Source organism: Algibacter luteus (genome assembly GCF_030344935.1).
GTDB classification, from domain to species: Bacteria; Bacteroidota; Bacteroidia; order Flavobacteriales; family Flavobacteriaceae; genus Arenitalea; species Arenitalea lutea.
In genome coordinates this window covers 1,772,758-1,790,427 of record NZ_CP128313.1, presented here as the reverse complement: position 1 = coordinate 1,790,427, position 17,670 = coordinate 1,772,758, and the positions used below count along the sequence as shown (strand labels likewise).

Annotated in this window: 11 protein-coding genes; 3 read left to right on the top strand and 8 right to left on the bottom strand. The window is 33.3% G+C overall.

Going from position 1 to position 17,670, the window contains the following annotated elements:
* Positions 1-530: 530 nt before the first annotated feature.
* The 3 genes from O5O44_RS07445 to O5O44_RS07435 all read left to right on the top strand — a co-directional run bounded on the left by O5O44_RS07445 (position 531) and on the right by O5O44_RS07435 (position 4,622).
* Positions 531-2,657 carry an amino acid permease gene (locus O5O44_RS07445; protein ID WP_289196375.1) on the top strand — a complete coding sequence of 709 codons (2,127 nt, stop codon included), beginning with the start codon at positions 531-533 and terminating at the stop codon, positions 2,655-2,657.
* Positions 2,658-2,890: 233 nt separating this feature from the next.
* Entirely contained in the window at positions 2,891-3,331 is a 441-nt protein-coding gene (locus O5O44_RS07440) for an SRPBCC domain-containing protein (RefSeq protein WP_019386649.1), read from the top strand.
* Between the two features lie 145 nt (positions 3,332-3,476).
* On the top strand, positions 3,477-4,622 hold the full coding sequence (locus tag O5O44_RS07435; RefSeq protein WP_289196374.1) for a saccharopine dehydrogenase family protein: 1,146 nt from the start codon (positions 3,477-3,479) through the stop codon (positions 4,620-4,622).
* On the opposite strand, the gene O5O44_RS07430 is transcribed toward O5O44_RS07435, so the two are convergent.
* The 8 genes from O5O44_RS07430 to O5O44_RS07395 form a co-directional block, all read right to left on the bottom strand.
* Positions 4,615-6,846, bottom strand: coding sequence for a tetratricopeptide repeat protein (locus tag O5O44_RS07430; protein ID WP_289196373.1), 2,232 nt, complete (start codon positions 6,844-6,846; stop codon positions 4,615-4,617). The genes O5O44_RS07435 and O5O44_RS07430 overlap by 8 nt on opposite strands.
* 239 nt (positions 6,847-7,085) lie before the next feature.
* Positions 7,086-8,798, bottom strand: a complete 1,713-nt coding sequence (locus O5O44_RS07425; RefSeq protein ID WP_289196372.1) for an alpha-amylase family protein — start codon at positions 8,796-8,798, stop codon at positions 7,086-7,088.
* 12 nt (positions 8,799-8,810) lie between these two features.
* A complete protein-coding gene (locus O5O44_RS07420) occupies positions 8,811-9,737 on the bottom strand; it encodes a carbohydrate kinase family protein (RefSeq protein ID WP_289196371.1) in 927 nt (308 codons plus the stop codon).
* 146 nt (positions 9,738-9,883) lie between these two features.
* On the bottom strand, positions 9,884-11,044 hold the full coding sequence (locus O5O44_RS07415) for an MFS transporter (protein WP_289196370.1): 1,161 nt from the start codon (positions 11,042-11,044) through the stop codon (positions 9,884-9,886).
* Positions 11,045-11,053: 9 nt separating this feature from the next.
* The gene (locus O5O44_RS07410; RefSeq protein WP_289196369.1) at positions 11,054-12,922 is read right to left on the bottom strand and encodes an alpha,alpha-trehalase; all 1,869 of its coding nucleotides are present in this window, start codon (positions 12,920-12,922) and stop codon (positions 11,054-11,056) included.
* Positions 12,922-14,148, bottom strand: a complete 1,227-nt coding sequence (locus tag O5O44_RS07405; protein WP_289196368.1) for an MFS transporter — start codon at positions 14,146-14,148, stop codon at positions 12,922-12,924. Before O5O44_RS07405 ends, O5O44_RS07410 begins: the two co-directional genes overlap by 1 nt.
* An 18-nt stretch (positions 14,149-14,166) precedes the next feature.
* Positions 14,167-15,480, bottom strand: coding sequence for an MFS transporter (locus O5O44_RS07400; RefSeq protein WP_289196367.1), 1,314 nt, complete (start codon positions 15,478-15,480; stop codon positions 14,167-14,169).
* Positions 15,481-15,517: 37 nt separating this feature from the next.
* The gene (locus tag O5O44_RS07395; RefSeq protein ID WP_289196366.1) at positions 15,518-17,656 is read right to left on the bottom strand and encodes a glycoside hydrolase family 97 protein; all 2,139 of its coding nucleotides are present in this window, start codon (positions 17,654-17,656) and stop codon (positions 15,518-15,520) included.
* Positions 17,657-17,670: the final 14 nt, after the last annotated feature.

The following is a 17,670-nucleotide window of genomic DNA, read 5'->3' as shown; positions in this document are numbered from 1 at the left end:
TATTAAGTAAATTTTGATAAAAAGCGTCAAAAACTTTTGGTTTTTTAGTTTAATAACTATCTTTATTTCAAGAAATATATTAATAATTAGTGAACACAAAACTGCACACGTTTTGGAACACGATTTAGAATATAAGCATCTGGGAAGCCTTATAAACAGGGGGTTCAGGAATTTTTAAATTCCTTCATAACCCGGAGGTCGGGGGATCGTGCCCCCCTCTCGCTACAGTGAACACAAACAAAAGCCAAGGAATTAAATCCTTGGCTTTTTTGTTTTGCTAAAACATTTACTCTTTTATAAAGCACGTAATCACATGTTTTATAAATCGCGCAGTAAAATTTATACAATAGAATTAATTTTGCATTCTATGAAACCCAAACATTAGTCCTTCTTCGCTACTTTTTTTTCGCTGAAGCACTCATTTACCAATTTTTTCTCTTAAACCCAACCCGTAAAATTAAGACGAGGGATAGAAATACAACAAATTATTCTTATCTTAATACAAGATATTAGTGTTTAAATGTATTGGTATGGCCTTTAAAAATAAGTTAAAAAAAGACTTAGGATTATTTGATGTTTTTGCTATTAGTACGGGAGCAATGTTTAGTTCTGGTTTCTTTTTACTTCCAGGTATTGCATCGCACTACACTGGCCCTTCTGTTTTTCTAGCGTATTTATTTGCTGGCATATTAATATTACCCACCATGTTTAGTATTGCAGAAATATCAACCGCTCTACCTAGATCTGGCGGCGCTTATTTCTTTCTAGACCGTAGTTTAGGCCCTATTATGGGTACCATCGGAGGGTTAGGTACTTATTTTGCTTTAATGTTAAAAACGGCTTTTGCCATAATTGGTATTGGGGCTTATGCGGCTATTTTCTGGGAAGTTCCCACAAAAATCGTTGCCATTGTTGCAACATTTTTCTTTATGATTTTAAATCTGATAGGTGCCAAAAAAACCTCTGCCTTCCAAAAAGTATTTGTAATATTTCTACTCATAATTTTAACAACCTTTATTATTGATGGTTTTTTTTCAATATTCAACACAGCGTCTATTAATAAAGAATCTATTACATCGCAATTCACCCCATTCTTTTCAGATGGTATAGGAGGTTTGTTTACTACCGTTGGATTTGTTTTTGTATCTTATCTTGGATTAACCCAAATTGCAAGTATTGCAGAAGAAATTAAAAACCCTGAAAGAAACATTCCTTTAGGTATGATATTGTCGTTAGTTGTTACAGGCCTAATTTATGGGTTGGGTGTATTTTTAATGGTTGCTGTAATTGAACCCACAACATTAGCCACAGACATGGCTCCGGCTGCCACTGCTGCCACACAATTTTTTACATGGTTACCTGAAAAGGCCGGGGTATTGTTAATGTCTATAGCTGCACTTGCTGCTTTTGCTTCAACAGGTAACGCTGGGTTATTATCAGCATCACGTTATCCTTTTGCTATGGGACGAGACAAATTGCTCCCTGATATTTTCTCAAGAATAGGTCGAAAAGGAAGTCCGGTTATTGCCATTATGTTTACCACGGTTTTAATTATTTTATTTATTCTGTTATTATCAGAAGAAGGCATTGTAAAACTAGCCAGCACCTTCCAGTTACTCATTTTTATTTTTATCAATTTCTCGGTGATTGTTTTTAGAAAAAGTAAAATAGAATCATACGACCCCGGCTATTTATCGCCACTGTATCCCTATATGCAAGTTGCTGGTATTGTTATTTCGTTTATTCTTATAATATATTTAGGGTGGATGCCCATTCTTTTTACCACAGGCATAGTAATCATGGGCTTGCTTTGGTATCATTTTCATGCCCGAGGGAAGGTTAAACGAGAAGGCGCCATATTTCATTGGTTTGCACTATTAGGTCAAAACCAAGACAGTGAGCTGGAAAATGAATTGATGACTATTTTAAAGGAAAAAGGGCTAAGAGAAGGCGATCCGTTTGATGAAACAGTAATCAATTCAAAAATTTCAATTTATAAACAACCAGTAGATTTTAAAGACCTTTTAAAAAAAGTTTCTGATAATTATAGTGCTGCATTAAACCTTAATTACAAAGGTGGTATTCATAAATTAATACATTCTACTCCCGATGAATCATTAATAAGTTTACCTGGCGTTTTGGTTTTTCATGCAAGACTTAAGGAGGTTTTAAATCCTTCAATGCAAATAGTGATTTCTAAAAATTCTATAGAAGGTATCTTACCTTTTGATGATGATTTTGATATAAAAAGGCCTTTACACATATGTGTGTTTTTGGTTAATTCTGACAATTACCCAAAACAACAATTACGTATGTTGTCAAGGCTTCTTGATATTTTAGAGCGAGAGGATATTGTAAAAACCCTTATCAATATGGATAGTCACCGTGAAATTAAGGAGTACTTATTGCAAAATGAACGCTTTGTGAGTATAAAACTAAAAAAGGGAACTCCACAAAGCGAAATGATTGGTCTGCAATTAAAGGATACACAGCTTCCTAGCGATGTTTTGGTAGCATTAATTGAAAGGAATAATAAAACTTTTGCTCCTAATGGTTCTACCGTTTTATTGAAAAATGATATCCTCACCATACTTGGTGAAGTTAAATCAATTTCAAAATTATATAACACGTTTATGAGTTACGAAATTGATGATTAGTCACAACATTAGAAACTTAAGATGGCTATAAGTAATTGCTTGTTCTCACCTACTTCTGAAAATCCTAGTAGATTTTCGGTTAGGTGGGGTCTTGTAAAGTTATGTGCTAAACAACGCAACTAACCACAAACAAACACATTTTTAAATATTTGATTAATAAACTTTTTTTGACATAGATTAACTAAAAATTAAACCTTTTAGTATCTTTCTTAACGAATGAAATAAGAAATATTATGAAACTTGAATCTAATGCAACAATACAAATTCAAAAACCAGTTGGAGAAGTTTTTGAAGGGATTGTAAACCCAGAGAAAATGACTAAATATTTCATTTCGGAAAGTACTGGAAGATTAGAAACCGGAAAAGAAGTGATTTGGAAATTTCCTGAATTTGATAATAAGTACCCAGTCAATAAAATTAAAATAGAAACCAATCGTTCAATTTCCTTTGTATGGGACCCTGAAACTATTGTAAAGATTACCTTAGAAGAGTTACCAGACCATAGTACCCTAGTGAGAGTAAACGAAAATGGTAAAGAACTAAATGAAAATAACCTTAAATGGGCTTTAGAAAATTCAGGAGGATGGGCAAATTTCCTCGCCTGTATGAAAGCCTATTTGGAATACGGTATTCAACTTAGAAAAGGTGCATTTGACTTTATGAGAAAAGGTTAATCATTTAAATAGTATCAAAATGTAAGATGCTGCCTAAAAATTCAAAAAGTCACTAATAAGATATTTGCATCCATTTATACTTTACATGAATAGTTGGTAGAAGAAAGGAAGAATAAATGTGAACTTAATTTAAAGCGGGTTAGTTATGAAAAAGCACTTCAACATAATTATTGCAGGCGCTGGAGGTATTGCTGAAGCTGCTGGACTTATTTTGGCAGAATGGAGCACCGTAACACCAACCATTTATATTGGTAACCGTACACTATCTAAAGCTAAAAAAGTTGCCCAATGGATTATTAATGGCACCGCCAAGTCTTGTAAAGTGATAGCATTTCATTTAGATCCGTTACATATTTCTGACGAGGTAAAAACGATATTAAAAAATGGTGATGCACTACTAGATTGCTTACCTGGTAGTTTAGCACCAACTATGGCGATACTCGCAAATAATTACGAACTTCAATATGCTAATCTTACCGAATATGTTGATGAAACCAACCAAATTATAGCTTCATCAAAAAACGCCAAAACAGGTTTCGTGTTGCAAACAGGTTTGGCACCTGGTTATATTGATGTATTATCACATTATATGTTTCAAGAATTTTGCGAGAGCCACCAAGTGGACCGTGTTGCCAGATTAGAATTAAAGGTAGGTGCGCTTACCAATCACGCCATTGCACCACATTTTTATGGATTTACCTGGAGTCCCATTGGTGTAGCCACGGAATATGTAAAAGACTGCATTGTAATTCGAGATTATAAAAAAACATCGCGTCCTGCCCTTTCAGAAAGAAGTGGTATTATCATTAATGGCATTTCTTATGAAGAAGACCTAACCTCTGGAGGTGCAGCAGATCTTCCTGATGCCTTGAGTGGAAAAATTCAACATTTGGATTATAAAACGTTGCGTCATCCAGGGCATTATAATTGGGTTGATAACCAATTAAAAAAGATAAAAAATAACGAGAACCCTATTTCTGATTTGCAAGACATTATGCTGAACGAAATTCCGCATATTGAAGACGACCAAGTAATAATTTATGCCGCCTTAGAAGGTAAGGATTCCAAAGGCGTTTTACGCAGACAAGAAATTGCTAAACAAATTAAACCACAACAAATAGGTAAACATAAGTTTCGTGCTATACAAACAACTACTGCGGCTCCTTTGGTGCAGTCAATTCAATGGTTACTCGAAACAAAGCCTCAAGGCGTTATACTTCAAAGTCAGTTAGATGCCAGGGCTTTTTTAAATGGTTCATTTGTAACATCTGTTTATGGTAAGATTAATTAAATTGTGCTAAAAAATTAGCATATTGAGGATTATTAGGATACAATTGAACCAGTTTAATCAATATTGTTTTTGCTTTTTCGGGTTGATTAGTTTTTGAGTAATGATACGCCAAAGCGTAAAGTAAAGATTCATTGGTATCATCAATAGTCAAGCCCTGTTTTAAAATATTTTCAGCCTTTATATTGTCGTTCACTTGATCATATAATAAACTTAAATTATAATACAATCTTGGGTTTTCTGGCATTTTAGTAATTGCCTTATTTAGCAATTCTATGGCGTCATCGTTTTGCCCTAATTCGGCATATAATAACGCTAACGAATAGTAGGCCGGACCATAATCTGGTTCTTGTTCTATTACAGTTTTAAACGATTGTTCTGCTTTTGTGAAATTTTGAACGTTGTAATATAAATTAGCTAAGGTTAATCGTAACTGATTGTTCAAATTATCCATGGATAATGCACTCTCATAACCCGCAATACCTTTATCAAAATCTCCTTTTTTTAAATAATAATTCGCTCTTTTTGCTCTTCCACCTACAAAATCAGAATTCGTATCTAAATGTGCAAAAAACTCTAATTTAACTTTTTCATAAAGTTCTTTGTAAGCTTCAGGTACACTACTTTCGTTCATTCCACTTAATCCATAAAAAGCTTTGATTCTCACACTTCGTTTCGGGTCCTTTAAAAGTGGTAAAAATGAATTTACGTAATCGGTGGAGTTTATTTCACTTAAAATATCTATTGTGGCTCCTCTTACAATTGCAGACTCATCATCTAACCATGATAAATACTCATTTATAAAATTTTCCACATTATAATGAGATAATGCTTTTACTGCTGATGCCCTAACCACTTCGGTATGATTTTTATCTTTTATAAGTTCCAATAATCCTGTATCTCCATGTGGCAGCCCCATTACTCCAGGAACCAATTTATCGGAGTAATGAATGGAATCTACAGTGCCAAAAAGCTCTTGAAACGCTTCCCATGCCCATTTATCATCCTTTTCATGACAACCTGCACAAGCGTTTGGAGTGCCATATTTAACACTTAAATCGGGTCTTGGCACTCTAAAACTATGGTCTCGTCTAAAATCGTTACCCATATAAAATTTACCAGGCATATGGCAATTTATACATTGAGAACCATCAGTATCCATCTTATGAAAATGATGTTTTGGTGTATCGTAGTTTTCTGGAACATGACATTGCGTACATAGATTGTTACCTTCAAACTTAAGTTTCAGTGAGTGTGAATTATGGCAATTATTACAGGCTACATTATTCTTATACATTTTACTTTGCACAAAAGAACCGTAAACATAATCTTCATCGCGAATTTGCCCATCGGCATAATAAATAGGCTCTTCTATTAATTGCGGGAAGTAATGGTCTAGCATGGTTCCTTCAAAATTAAAAGCTTCAGAGAATTGCTCTCTACGCATATGGCAGCGTGCGCATTGGTCTACTAACTCTTTTGGTTTAATATCCGATGTCATATGCATTGTTTTGGTCGAGGTATATTGATCTCCAAGCCTATTCACATCTTCTACATGCTGTTTTCCCGGACCATGACATGCCTCACAATTCACGTTAATAATTGCGTATTTTGTATCGAAACTTTCGGTTTTTAAATCGTAATTTTTTCTAACATTAGTAGAATGGCAATCGGAACACATGGTATTCCAATTTAACCCACCTCTTGACCAATGCAACCATTCTGAATGTACTACTTTAAAATCGGGGTATAAATCAAACCATTTATTTTTTACAGAATCCCAAGCTGTTCTTAAACATTGAAATCTGCCATCTGGAAATTCTACGATGTATTGCTGTAATGGCATCACGCCAAAGGTGTAGATTATTTTATAATCATAATATTTACCATCAGGACCTTCGGTATTTACATAGAAATCGTCACCTTTTTTAAAAAAACGAGATGTTACACCTTGACTAGTGAACTTTACGTCATCAAAATTTCCCAAAACGGATTCGTGATTAGCCGATTCCATGGCTTTATCATGATGTGATCCTTTCCACTCTTTAAACTCTTCTTGGTGGCATTCTTTACATTTTCCGTCTCCTAAAAAATGACTATCAGGTATAAGTTTATCTGAAATAAAAACGCCATCATTTTGACTTATATATTCTTGTTCTCCATCTTTTTTACAGCCTATTACCGAAGAAAAAACGATAAATAAAATAAGAAGAAATTTGATGTTCATATGAAGAATTTGAATTTTAAAAATACAAATATAACATATAATAAGTCACCCCCTTTCTAAATAAAATACAACGTGTTTTTCATAATTAATCTGATCACTACAATAAATTTGGATACTTGATAAGAACAAAAAACCCAAGATTATTATTCTTGGGTTTTATATTCAATAGAGTTTTGACTTACTCTTATTAAACACTTAAAAAACGTTTATGTTATTTTCAGAAATTAAAAGAAACATTATTAATCATGCGTAATTTTAAAATCGTAAGTATTAAGATTTGCCGTTAACCTTACACTAGTTTCACCATTCACCCAGGCTACATCAAATACATGCTCTGGTGAATTATGGATTTTAAAACTACCGAGAAATGCTTTTGAAGTGTTTCTTAAACGAATTAACTCTAATTGTTTAATTACGATATCTTTTGATAGGCCTTCTTTAACCTCTTGCATGTTTATGGTTGTTCTATTTATTTCTTTATGCCCTCCGCTACCTCCAGCATCAGCAGCTGCATAATTGTTTTTACCCGCAAAAAGATCTAAATACCATATTTGAGGTGTCCCAGGCATAAACAATTGAATGGCTCTAGCTACCAACAGTTTTTTTTCATCTTCACCTAATGCACTAAAAAATGTAGCGTTAACTTGATAGTAAGAAATCTTATTACCAGATGCATCGTAAAGATTCTTTACACGACCACCACGTTCTAAAATTACGGACATAATAGATTCAATTTCATGATCTTCTAGCAGTCCTTTATTATAAATTCCATTAACCTCTTTTCCTTTTAAATCTAAAACAGGAATCCCGTCGTGGCAACCTAACATATTTACCGTTTTATAATCTTTGGCTATAATTTCTTTAGCCCAATTTAAAATCGCTTTACTTGAATGTTTTTCAAGTGTATGAATCATTAATCCTGGTAGAAAAAAATCGTAAATCTGATAACCTTCTTCGGCTACTTCATTATGCAGGTTTAAACCATATTCAGCATGAATTTCTGGCAATAAAATTAACTCGTTTTTATCAGCTATTTGTTTTATGCGTTTCAAATAATCCCAAGTTCCTGGTTTATTGAAAAAGTTCGATTGACCAACTTCTTTGTGTAAATAAGCAAAAGCATCCAACCTTAAAATTTTGCATCCAAAATCTTTCAATTTAGCGAGTGTTTCTTCATAAAAATCCCAAACAAGTTCAGATTTTGCATTCACATCCATTTGTCCTAAATAGCTGCGTTTTTTATTGACAATTTTAAGTATTTCACTTTTAAGATGATTACAATCTCCAAAATCTATACTCGCAACATCTTGATTTTCTTCAATGGCTTTATTAATATTATCTGAAATGAATTTAGATTGCCAACTGTTTAATTCTTCAATACTTTGTAATTCGCTTTCAGAAATTTTATGGTAAGATATTTGCTGATAAAACGTATTCCAATAGGGCTTTTCTGAACCATCTGGAAAAAGCACCTTCAAAATTGGAAGTCCAGATTTTCGCATGAACAATTTACTCAGATATTCTTTATGTGGAACTATTATTCCATCTTCATTCATAGTTCCGTTTCCTTCCCAAAAGGTATTCCAGTTGATAAAAAAGTCTTTATATTTTGAACTATCTCCGTGTTCTAACAAATCTTTGAACTGTGGAGATGCTACCGATAAATGATTGAGAACAATATCGAATTTTAATGAAACATTCAACTTCTCTAAATCTTCTAAATCTGAAACTGAAACTAGGTCTTTATTCAAATTGTAATCAATGATTGAAAAGCCTCTGTCTAAATCGCTATTAAAAAATGTTGGTAAGACATAAAAAAGCGAAAATGCATTTTTAAACTCAGGCATTTTAAGCATTCTAACAATATCGCTTAAATTGTTACCAATACTATCTGGGTATGCATTAAGCATTACACCATTATTAATGCTAGTATTCTTTTTTACTTCAGACATTTATTTTATTTATTAAAGAAGTTGTGATAACACGTCTATGTTATTTGGCAATCTACCAACATTTTGAAGTTTTAATGCCGCTAGTTTAAGTGCAACTTTTAAACATTCTTCAATAGGTTTTTCTTTTAAATATGCAAATAGAAACCCAGACCAAAAGGCATCACCAGCGCCAGTGGCATCCATAACCTGTTCTATTTTCATTGCAGGTAATTGAATAATGCCATTTCCTTTTTGAGATAATTTAACACCTTTACTACCAAGAGTTAGGCATATCGTTTCAACCCCTAAATCATGAAAAAATTTAAAAATATCCTCATGTGGCAATTCCTTTTCAAACAAACGAAGCATATCATCTTCACTAATTTTAATAAGCGGATTAAATCTGCAATAGTCCTTTATTACTTTTATAGCATCTTCATGAGAAGTCCATAATTTCTTAGCATAATTTATATCAATACTAAGCTTACATCCTAAATTATAAGCCTCTTCAGCTTTCTTAAGAATAACCGATTGCGCTGGCTCTTTGCTTAACGCGAAACATGTGGTATGAAAAATATTTGTGTTGTAGAGTGTTTCCGTAGAAATCTGATGTTCTAAAATATAAGCATCGGCTTCTCTAAATGGAATAAAATCTGGTGTACTATCCGTTCTTGAAACAAAAATTACACTTGTAGGTTTAGTGCTTATTTTATTGATATAATCAGTATTAACTCCAACTTCATTTAATCTTTCTAAAATATATGTGCCGAATCCATCATCGCCTACTGTAGCAACCAATACGGCATTAAGCCCTAATCTGGCCGAATTCATTGCGACATTTGCTGGTGAACCTCCTAAATAACGATGATAATCTCTTGTTTGATCTATTTGAGCACCAATTTGATGACCAATAAAGTCTACAAGCACCTCACCCACGGATAAAATATCAATACTTTTCAATTTGGTTTCGTCTAGTTTTTAATTCTTTAGAACAAATTACAATTACAAATTCCATAATATCAAATTCTGACGCCAAAATAGTTTTTTAGCTACACGAAAACGATTTCGAAAGCTTTCAAATTCTTTAGTTTCTGTAAGTTTTAAACCTAAAATTTGATTTTTCTTTTTGTCAATGCCGTTAGAAAAGCAACAATTGATAATATAAACAAGGCGAAAAAACTTACTTTCAAATTGAAAGTGTTTGAAATATAACCCAATATAACTGGTCCTAGAAGAAAGCCTACGAACCCAACTCCGGAGACAAAAGAAATACCTACAGATGCTTTTACGCCTTCTGTTTTTCCTGCTATCCTAAATAATTCTGGAATGATTACAGATAGCCCCAATCCTAAAATACCAAAACCTAAAATAGAAGTGTAAAATTGACTCGTTAATATGGCCAAATAGCCGATACTAGCCAACACACAGCCAAGTAATATAATTTTTATTGAACCGATGTTTTCACTTATTTTATCTCCAAAGAAACGTCCAATAGTCATAGTTGTTGAGAAAACTATAAACCCTATTCCAGCTAAATTATTTTTAGCTACCCCAATTACTTCAGTGAAATAAAGCGTACTCCAATGCTCAATAGCTCCTTCACTACACATAATAACAAATGCTATTAAAGCTATGGTATACAAAGGTTTTAGCGTTTTAAAATGATAGCTTGTTTTCTCTTTTGGCACAACTTTTTCAGCAATAAGAAAGTAATGTTTACCTAAGATTAAATTAACCAATATGATAAACGATACCATAACAACCATATGATAAAATGGTTTGGTAAAAAATGGCATTAAAAGACTGCCCAACATGGCGCCTAAAGCACCTCCCAAACTAAAAAATCCATGAGCTGCAGACATGATATTACATGAGTTGTTTCTTTCAACTTCTGAGACTAAGGCGTTCATAGCCACATCTGTAGTTCCTAAAAATATTCCTGCAAAAAATAATGAAGCACAAAGCGTTAAATAACTTGGAGCTAACAACGGTAACAAAAATGTCATTGAAAACAATAAGACACCAATTAAGGTATAGCGACCTAGACCTATCTTTTTACTTAAAAAAGGTACAAATGGAATAAATAATAACACGCCTAATGCCAAACAAAATAGAGCCAAACCTAATTGTGAATCATTAAGTTCTAATTTGGCCTTAACATAAGGTATGTATAAAACCCAAGTGCCGATTATAAAATTCAATGAACTAAATACCCAAACTGGAGCAAAATATTTAAGGTTTGTTAAAATTAGTTTTAGTGAGTTCATTTAAGGTTATTAGAAAATCTTTTCAGGTTCGATGAGGGCGTTTAATTTTTGAATAAATTTTTCCTCTAACAAGTTTAAGCCATACTGATAAGAAGCGTTCATCCAACCAAACCCTTCTTGAGAAATATATTCAAAGTCGGTACCAACATTTCCGTATTCTGCAAATACTTTGTGCGTAGCTTCAACAACATCATATTTTTCTGGTATAGTACCGTTATAATCCACCGCATTCTTAGTAATCATAAATAGCCAACGGTAAATCAATTCTTGAGCTTCTTTATTAAAACCGTAATTGAGCAGCCCTTTCCAAATCATCATTTGATGCGGTGCCCAACCATTAGGATAATCCCATTGGCGTGCTGGACGCTCATTCGTAATATCTCCTCTACTCGCTTTGGTACTACCTGCAATTCCTCCTTTTTCCTTTAAAAGCGGTAATGCATTTTTAACTATTGCTTTAGCTTGTTCTAAACTAGCTATATTACACCATAACGGCGTGAATGTAGTTGCAGCCACAAATGTAGATTGCGTTTTAGTAACATGATTATAATCTACATACAAACCATTTTTAGGGTTCCAACAGAACGAATTAACCAATTGTTTTCTCTTTTCTGCTTTTTTCAACCAATATGAACTTGTGTATGTTTTTGAATTGAATTCAAAGCTATCATCAAAAACATCTTTTATCAATTCAGCAAAATCTAATTCGTATTTGTAAAGCAATACATTGAGTTCTACTAAATTTAAATCGGCACAATTACCTTCAATTCTATAAGAAGTATCGTGTCCCGACTCTCTTACGGTTCTATCATGCAAAAAGTAAGTATCTAAAAAATCATTTTGCAACTCACCTTTCTGATATTTTGAAATATAATCTTCAATACTACAATTAACCTCTGATGCAAAAGGTTTTAAAATGGCATCATAATGGCCTTCTTCACATTCAGGAGGTATCCCTAAACCTTCAGCTAAATATCTATTTAATCCATTTTCTGTAAGCCTTTTACCTTGAACCATCCAAACCGTTTCGTATTCTTTGATTGCTGTCTTTAAATGATTATTTAACCAATTTTTATCCTTAGTAATATCAAAAACTTCTCTAATTAAACTTGTATAAAATGGTGGTTGTGTTCTGGTTAAATAATAAGACCTGTTGGCATTTAATATTTTTCCATAATGTTCTATTTCATATTGAAAATTATCAGCCATAGCTTTTGCTAAATCCACTTTACCATCAATAAGCAACCCAATGGACTCAAAGTAACTATCCCAACCGTACATTTCGTTAAATCTACCTCCTGGAACTACAAAAGGGACGCCTTTAATTTCTCCATTTTCCTTTTCTAATTTCAATGATAAAATACCTGGTTTATCATTTAATGTTTTTACAAATTCAGGTGAAATATCTTCTGGTAACCTAGACGCTTTTATATTTAATTTATCCTCTAAAGTTTTATAGTAATTAAAAGCTAACTCATCTTGAAAAGGAACATAAATAGGGAGTTTTTCTGCAGTAAGCGCTTCGTTTTTTGTGTCTGAAATCAGTTTTTCAACACCTTGAGCATCCATGCTTCTAGTTAACCCTTTCCAGTAATACTCACGTATCATTCGGGATATTCGACTTACTGGCGCTTCGTCAATTTTATGTAATGGAATTTTAACAGACCTTTTACCGTCGTACTTGGCAATAACCAATTCTTGTAGCAAGTTAGATAGTTGATACGTTCCTTTTACAGTATGCTTTGTTCCATCCTCAGACTCTAAATGGAATGCTTTTGGTCCTTTATCTTCAATGGTAATTTTTTTATCACCATCGGTATCTTCTTGAAGTAGTAAACTGTTTAATGTTTCTTCAATTTGTAAATTAAAAATCTTCATTATACGACTACTTGTTTTTTAGACATTCTATCAATAAGCAATACAAAAACAATCAATAACCCCATTGGAATTAGTAAAAAGTAAAATGCATTGGCACCACCAACACTTTCAAAAAGTTCGCCAACTATTCTTGATCCAATTGTACCGCCCAATGCCGAAAAAATGATAATTAAACCAGACATGGGTGAATGTAAACTCTTTGGTAATGAACTTAATACCGTAGAGTTAAGCAACGGATAAATGGGCGCAATAAACAACCCAATTAAAGGTAAAATAAAACCCAAAGTTGGCACATCTGATAAGCTGGTAATTTCTCCAATCGCTTCAACGTCGCCTTGCAGTTGCGGTAAAATATAAATCAAAATACCTCCTGAAATCACAACACAAACTACCACTAATACCACCCAATTTATATACTTGGTTAGGAAACCTGCAATGAATCTTCCTAGTGCCAAGGTAAGCGCTAGAATACTTGCCATTTGGACACTTAACACAGAATTAAAATTGAATATTTTTTTATTGAATGTTGGTAACCACGTCATAATACCTTGTTCTATCATAACGAACAAAAATGCTGAAATAATAAAAACCAAAACCAAAGGCACAATTATCAATTTAATAGACTCCATTAAATCGTCTTTTAAACTGCTGCCAATAGCTTCAACTTCATACTCAACCTTTGAAAAAAGTAGAAAAATAAAAGAGACCGTAATAAGTCCACATAATAGATAATAGACATTTAACCAAGAATTTTCATCTTCAGAATAAAAAGCAGGGAATAAAAAATAGGCCAATGCAATTCCTACCATAAAAAACCCTTCTATAGAACTCATTAAAGACGCGTGTTCTTTTTTTGATGATGTTAATATGCCTATAAGCGAATACACTGATAATTTTATCAATGCAAAACTTACACCTATAGTTAGAAATAACACTTTGGTGTAGAAAAATGAATTACCAAATATCATTTGCAAACAACCAAAAAACACAATAGCTAAAGCTACTAACATGGCTTTTTTATACCCAAAACGTGGTAAAAACGAAGCAATTAAAAAGGATACTAAAGCAATTGGTAAATCTTTAAACGCCTCTAAAACGGATGCTTGAGACTCGGTTACTTTATAAACATCAATAGATTTTTCGATAACTATGCCAACACTATTTAATAAAATAGCAAAAACAAAATAGTTGAGGTAAATGGAAATCTTAATACCTAAATTTTTCATAATTATATTGTATTAAAATTACTCGTTTATTTCCGACTTCGGTTCGTTTAAACGAAACGCTAATAAAGCGGCAATAATAAAGAAAACACCTGCAAACAGAATAGCATTAATAGCATTTCCTCCTAAAAGATACTTATAAATAGGGCCAAAAGTTAGTGTTTCTATACCCATAGGTATAACTATCATCATATTTAAAATACCCATATAAACACCTCTTCTGTCTTGGGGTACAGCTTTAGAGACCATGGTATATGGAATCCCCATCATAGCTGCCCAACCAATTCCGAATAAAACCATAGGCGCTAAAACCAATGTCATATTTTCAATAAATGGAATTGAAAATAATGCTATTGCGGTACCAATTAAACTAAAAGCATACACTTTCTTACCTCCAAACTTCAAAGTTAGAGGCACTAAAGCAAGTGCTACTACCATCGTTACAATGTTATAAGTCAAACTCATTTGAGCTGATTGTGAAGCGGCATCAGAAATGCCATAATCCATCGTTTTCATAAACAGAGGCGTGATATACTGCCAATAAACAAATAACGCATACCATTGAAATAAGTATACCGCACTTATTTTCCACATAAATTTTGGCATCTCCTTTATGGCTAGACCAATTTCATTAAATGGTTGCCAAACCCGTTCCATAAATGGCTTGCTTTTGGCTTCAATAATCTCTGATAATTCCTCTTCTGAAGGCGGTATTTCGGGAGTTTTTAGAACAGACCATAATACCGTTGAAATTGATAATATGCCTCCTAAAGAAAAAGAATAAAACATCCAGGTTGGTATCACACCATCATCAGAAACAGCCTCGGCACCAAATATTTTTTGAAACAATACAATTGAACCCATGGCAAGTAAAATACCTGCTCCAACAAAAAGACTTTGCATTTGATATCCTAAACTCAATTGTTTTTCAGGAAGTTTATCACCTACAAAAGCTCTGTAAGGCTCCATAGCCATATTGTTTCCAACGTCTAAAATCCACAATAAACCAACCGCAAACCATAAGACTGGACTTGTAGGAAAGGCAAATAAGCAAATACTACCAATAATGGCACCTAATAAAAAATAGGGCTTTCTTCTACCCCAACGCGGAGACCAAGTTTTATCTGACATAGCACCAATAATAGGTTGCACTACTAAACCCGTTACGGGTCCAGCTATATTAAGAATTGGCAACATATCTTCAGGAGCACCCAGATAAAGAAAAATTGGATTTATAGCCGTTTGTTGTAATCCGAAGCTATATTGAATCCCGAGGAATCCAACATTCATATTGAATATTTGCCAAAACGATAATCTTGGTTTAGTTAGTTTCATGTTTATTTTAGTTAGTTAGTTTAATCTTTATTTACACTTATTCCTGCATTATACTGATTGCAAATCCTCCTCCTGGAGCTAGTTTCACATTGATTGTTGACTCATTTGTTACTTTCATTTCTTCTATTTCATAGGCTTGTGGATTGTTATCCCAATGCGCGGTGGCTGCATCCTTATAAATAGTAGCCTTGTACGTTTTACCAGTCTCAAGAAAATCAAAAGTCACACTTTGGGATCTTTCATTCTCATCTGTTACACCTCCAACAAACCAATTGCCGGTGCCACGTTCTTGACGAGCAATAGTAACATAATCTCCTATTTCACCATCTAAAACTTTTGATTGTTGCCAATCTACACCCACATCTGAAATAAATTTAAACGCAGGATGTACTTTACCATCAACCATATAATGCTCTGGCAAATCGCAAGCCATTTGTATCGGGCTATAAATTACAACATATAAGGCAAGTTGATGTGCTAACGTGGTATTTACTTGATTATCTTTTTTATATTCATCAAACTTAATATTGAAAACACCTGGTGTAAAGTCTATGGGACCAGATAACATTCTAGTAAATGCAACAATAGAAATATGATTAGGAGGGTTCCCACCATCTGTAGCCCAAGCATTAAATTCCTGCCCTCTTAAACCTTCTCGAGAAATGGCATTTGGATAGGTTCTACGTTTTCCGGTAGCTTTTATAGGTTCGTGTGCATTAACGGCAATTTTCATTTTAGCTGCTTCTTCTAAAACCTTATGATAATGATTTACCATCCATTGACCGTGATGATATTCTCCTTTAGGAATAATTTGACCAACATAACCTGTTTTTACAGAATTAATGCCATTGACTTTCATGAATTTATAGGCTTCATCCATTTGCTTTTCGTAGGTAAGTGGTGCTGCCGAAGTTTCGTGATGCATAATAACCTCAACACCTTTTTCTTTAGCGTAATTCATAACCTCATCAAAATTATAATCGGCATATGGTGTCATAAAATCAAAAAGACCTTCTCGCGCATCGGCATCCGAAAGCCATTTGTCCCAACCAGTATTCCAACCTTCTACCAATAATCCTTTAATTCCATTTTGTGAAGCAAAATCAATATATTTTTTAGCGTTTTCAGTCGTTGCTCCATGCTTAGACGTTGCCGATTTTCCTTCAGTCCAGGTATTCATATCCTGACTTCCTTCCATATCCCAAGTCGATTTGCCAATATGCATTTCCCACCAAATACCTACATATTTCATAGGTGTAAAATAGCTAACATCGCCTATTTCGTTAGGGTCATTAAGATTTAAGACCATTTTGGACTCGATTAAATCTCCAGCTTTTTCTGAAATTTGAATAGTTCGCCAAGGTGTATTAAATGGCAACGTCAGTTTTGCTTTTCCACTTAATCTGTCAGAACCAACCAACTCGCTAACCATTTTTAAATTTTTATAGTTAACCTTTAAAGTCATGCCCGAATAATTTGTTAAATCTGCTTCATGAAAACTCAAATACAAACCATCAGTAGTTTTCATTGTAACAGGTGTATTTACGGCATTTTCTGGAATATAAGTTGCCGCTAAATTCTCATGATTTCGTTTGGATAAAGCATCAATTTCAGAAAATTTAGTTTCGCTATATAAATGTTCGTAAATATCCCAATCTCCAGGAATCCACCATACTTTATGGTCACCAGTTAGATTGAACTCAGTATTTTCATCTGTAATTAAAACCTCTTTTAAGTTTGCTTGTTCTGGAAATTCATATCTAAAACCAACACCATCGTTATACACTTTAAAGTGGATATTCAAAAGCCTTTTTGCTTCAGATTGTTCTTCTAAATTTACAACCAATTCATTGTAATTGTTGTTTACAGTTAGTTGCTCACCCCAAGGCATATCCCAATCTTCGTTTACCGTGTTAGAACTTGTGCTAACAACTTTAAAATTATCCTTTAAAGCTGGTAAATCTTTAAAATCGAAACTCATAAAAGAGGTATCAATCACTGTTTTGCTTTTATGATTAACCATGTATAATGGTTGACCAGCTTTTGAGAGTGTAAACTCAACTGAAATATTTGTGTCTGGCGAATTAACTGTAAAACTTGTTTCTTCTTTATTACAAGAAGAAAAAATAAATGCCGCTAGAAATATTAAACTAAAATGAAACTTTAAATTTTTCATAATGATCTTATTAA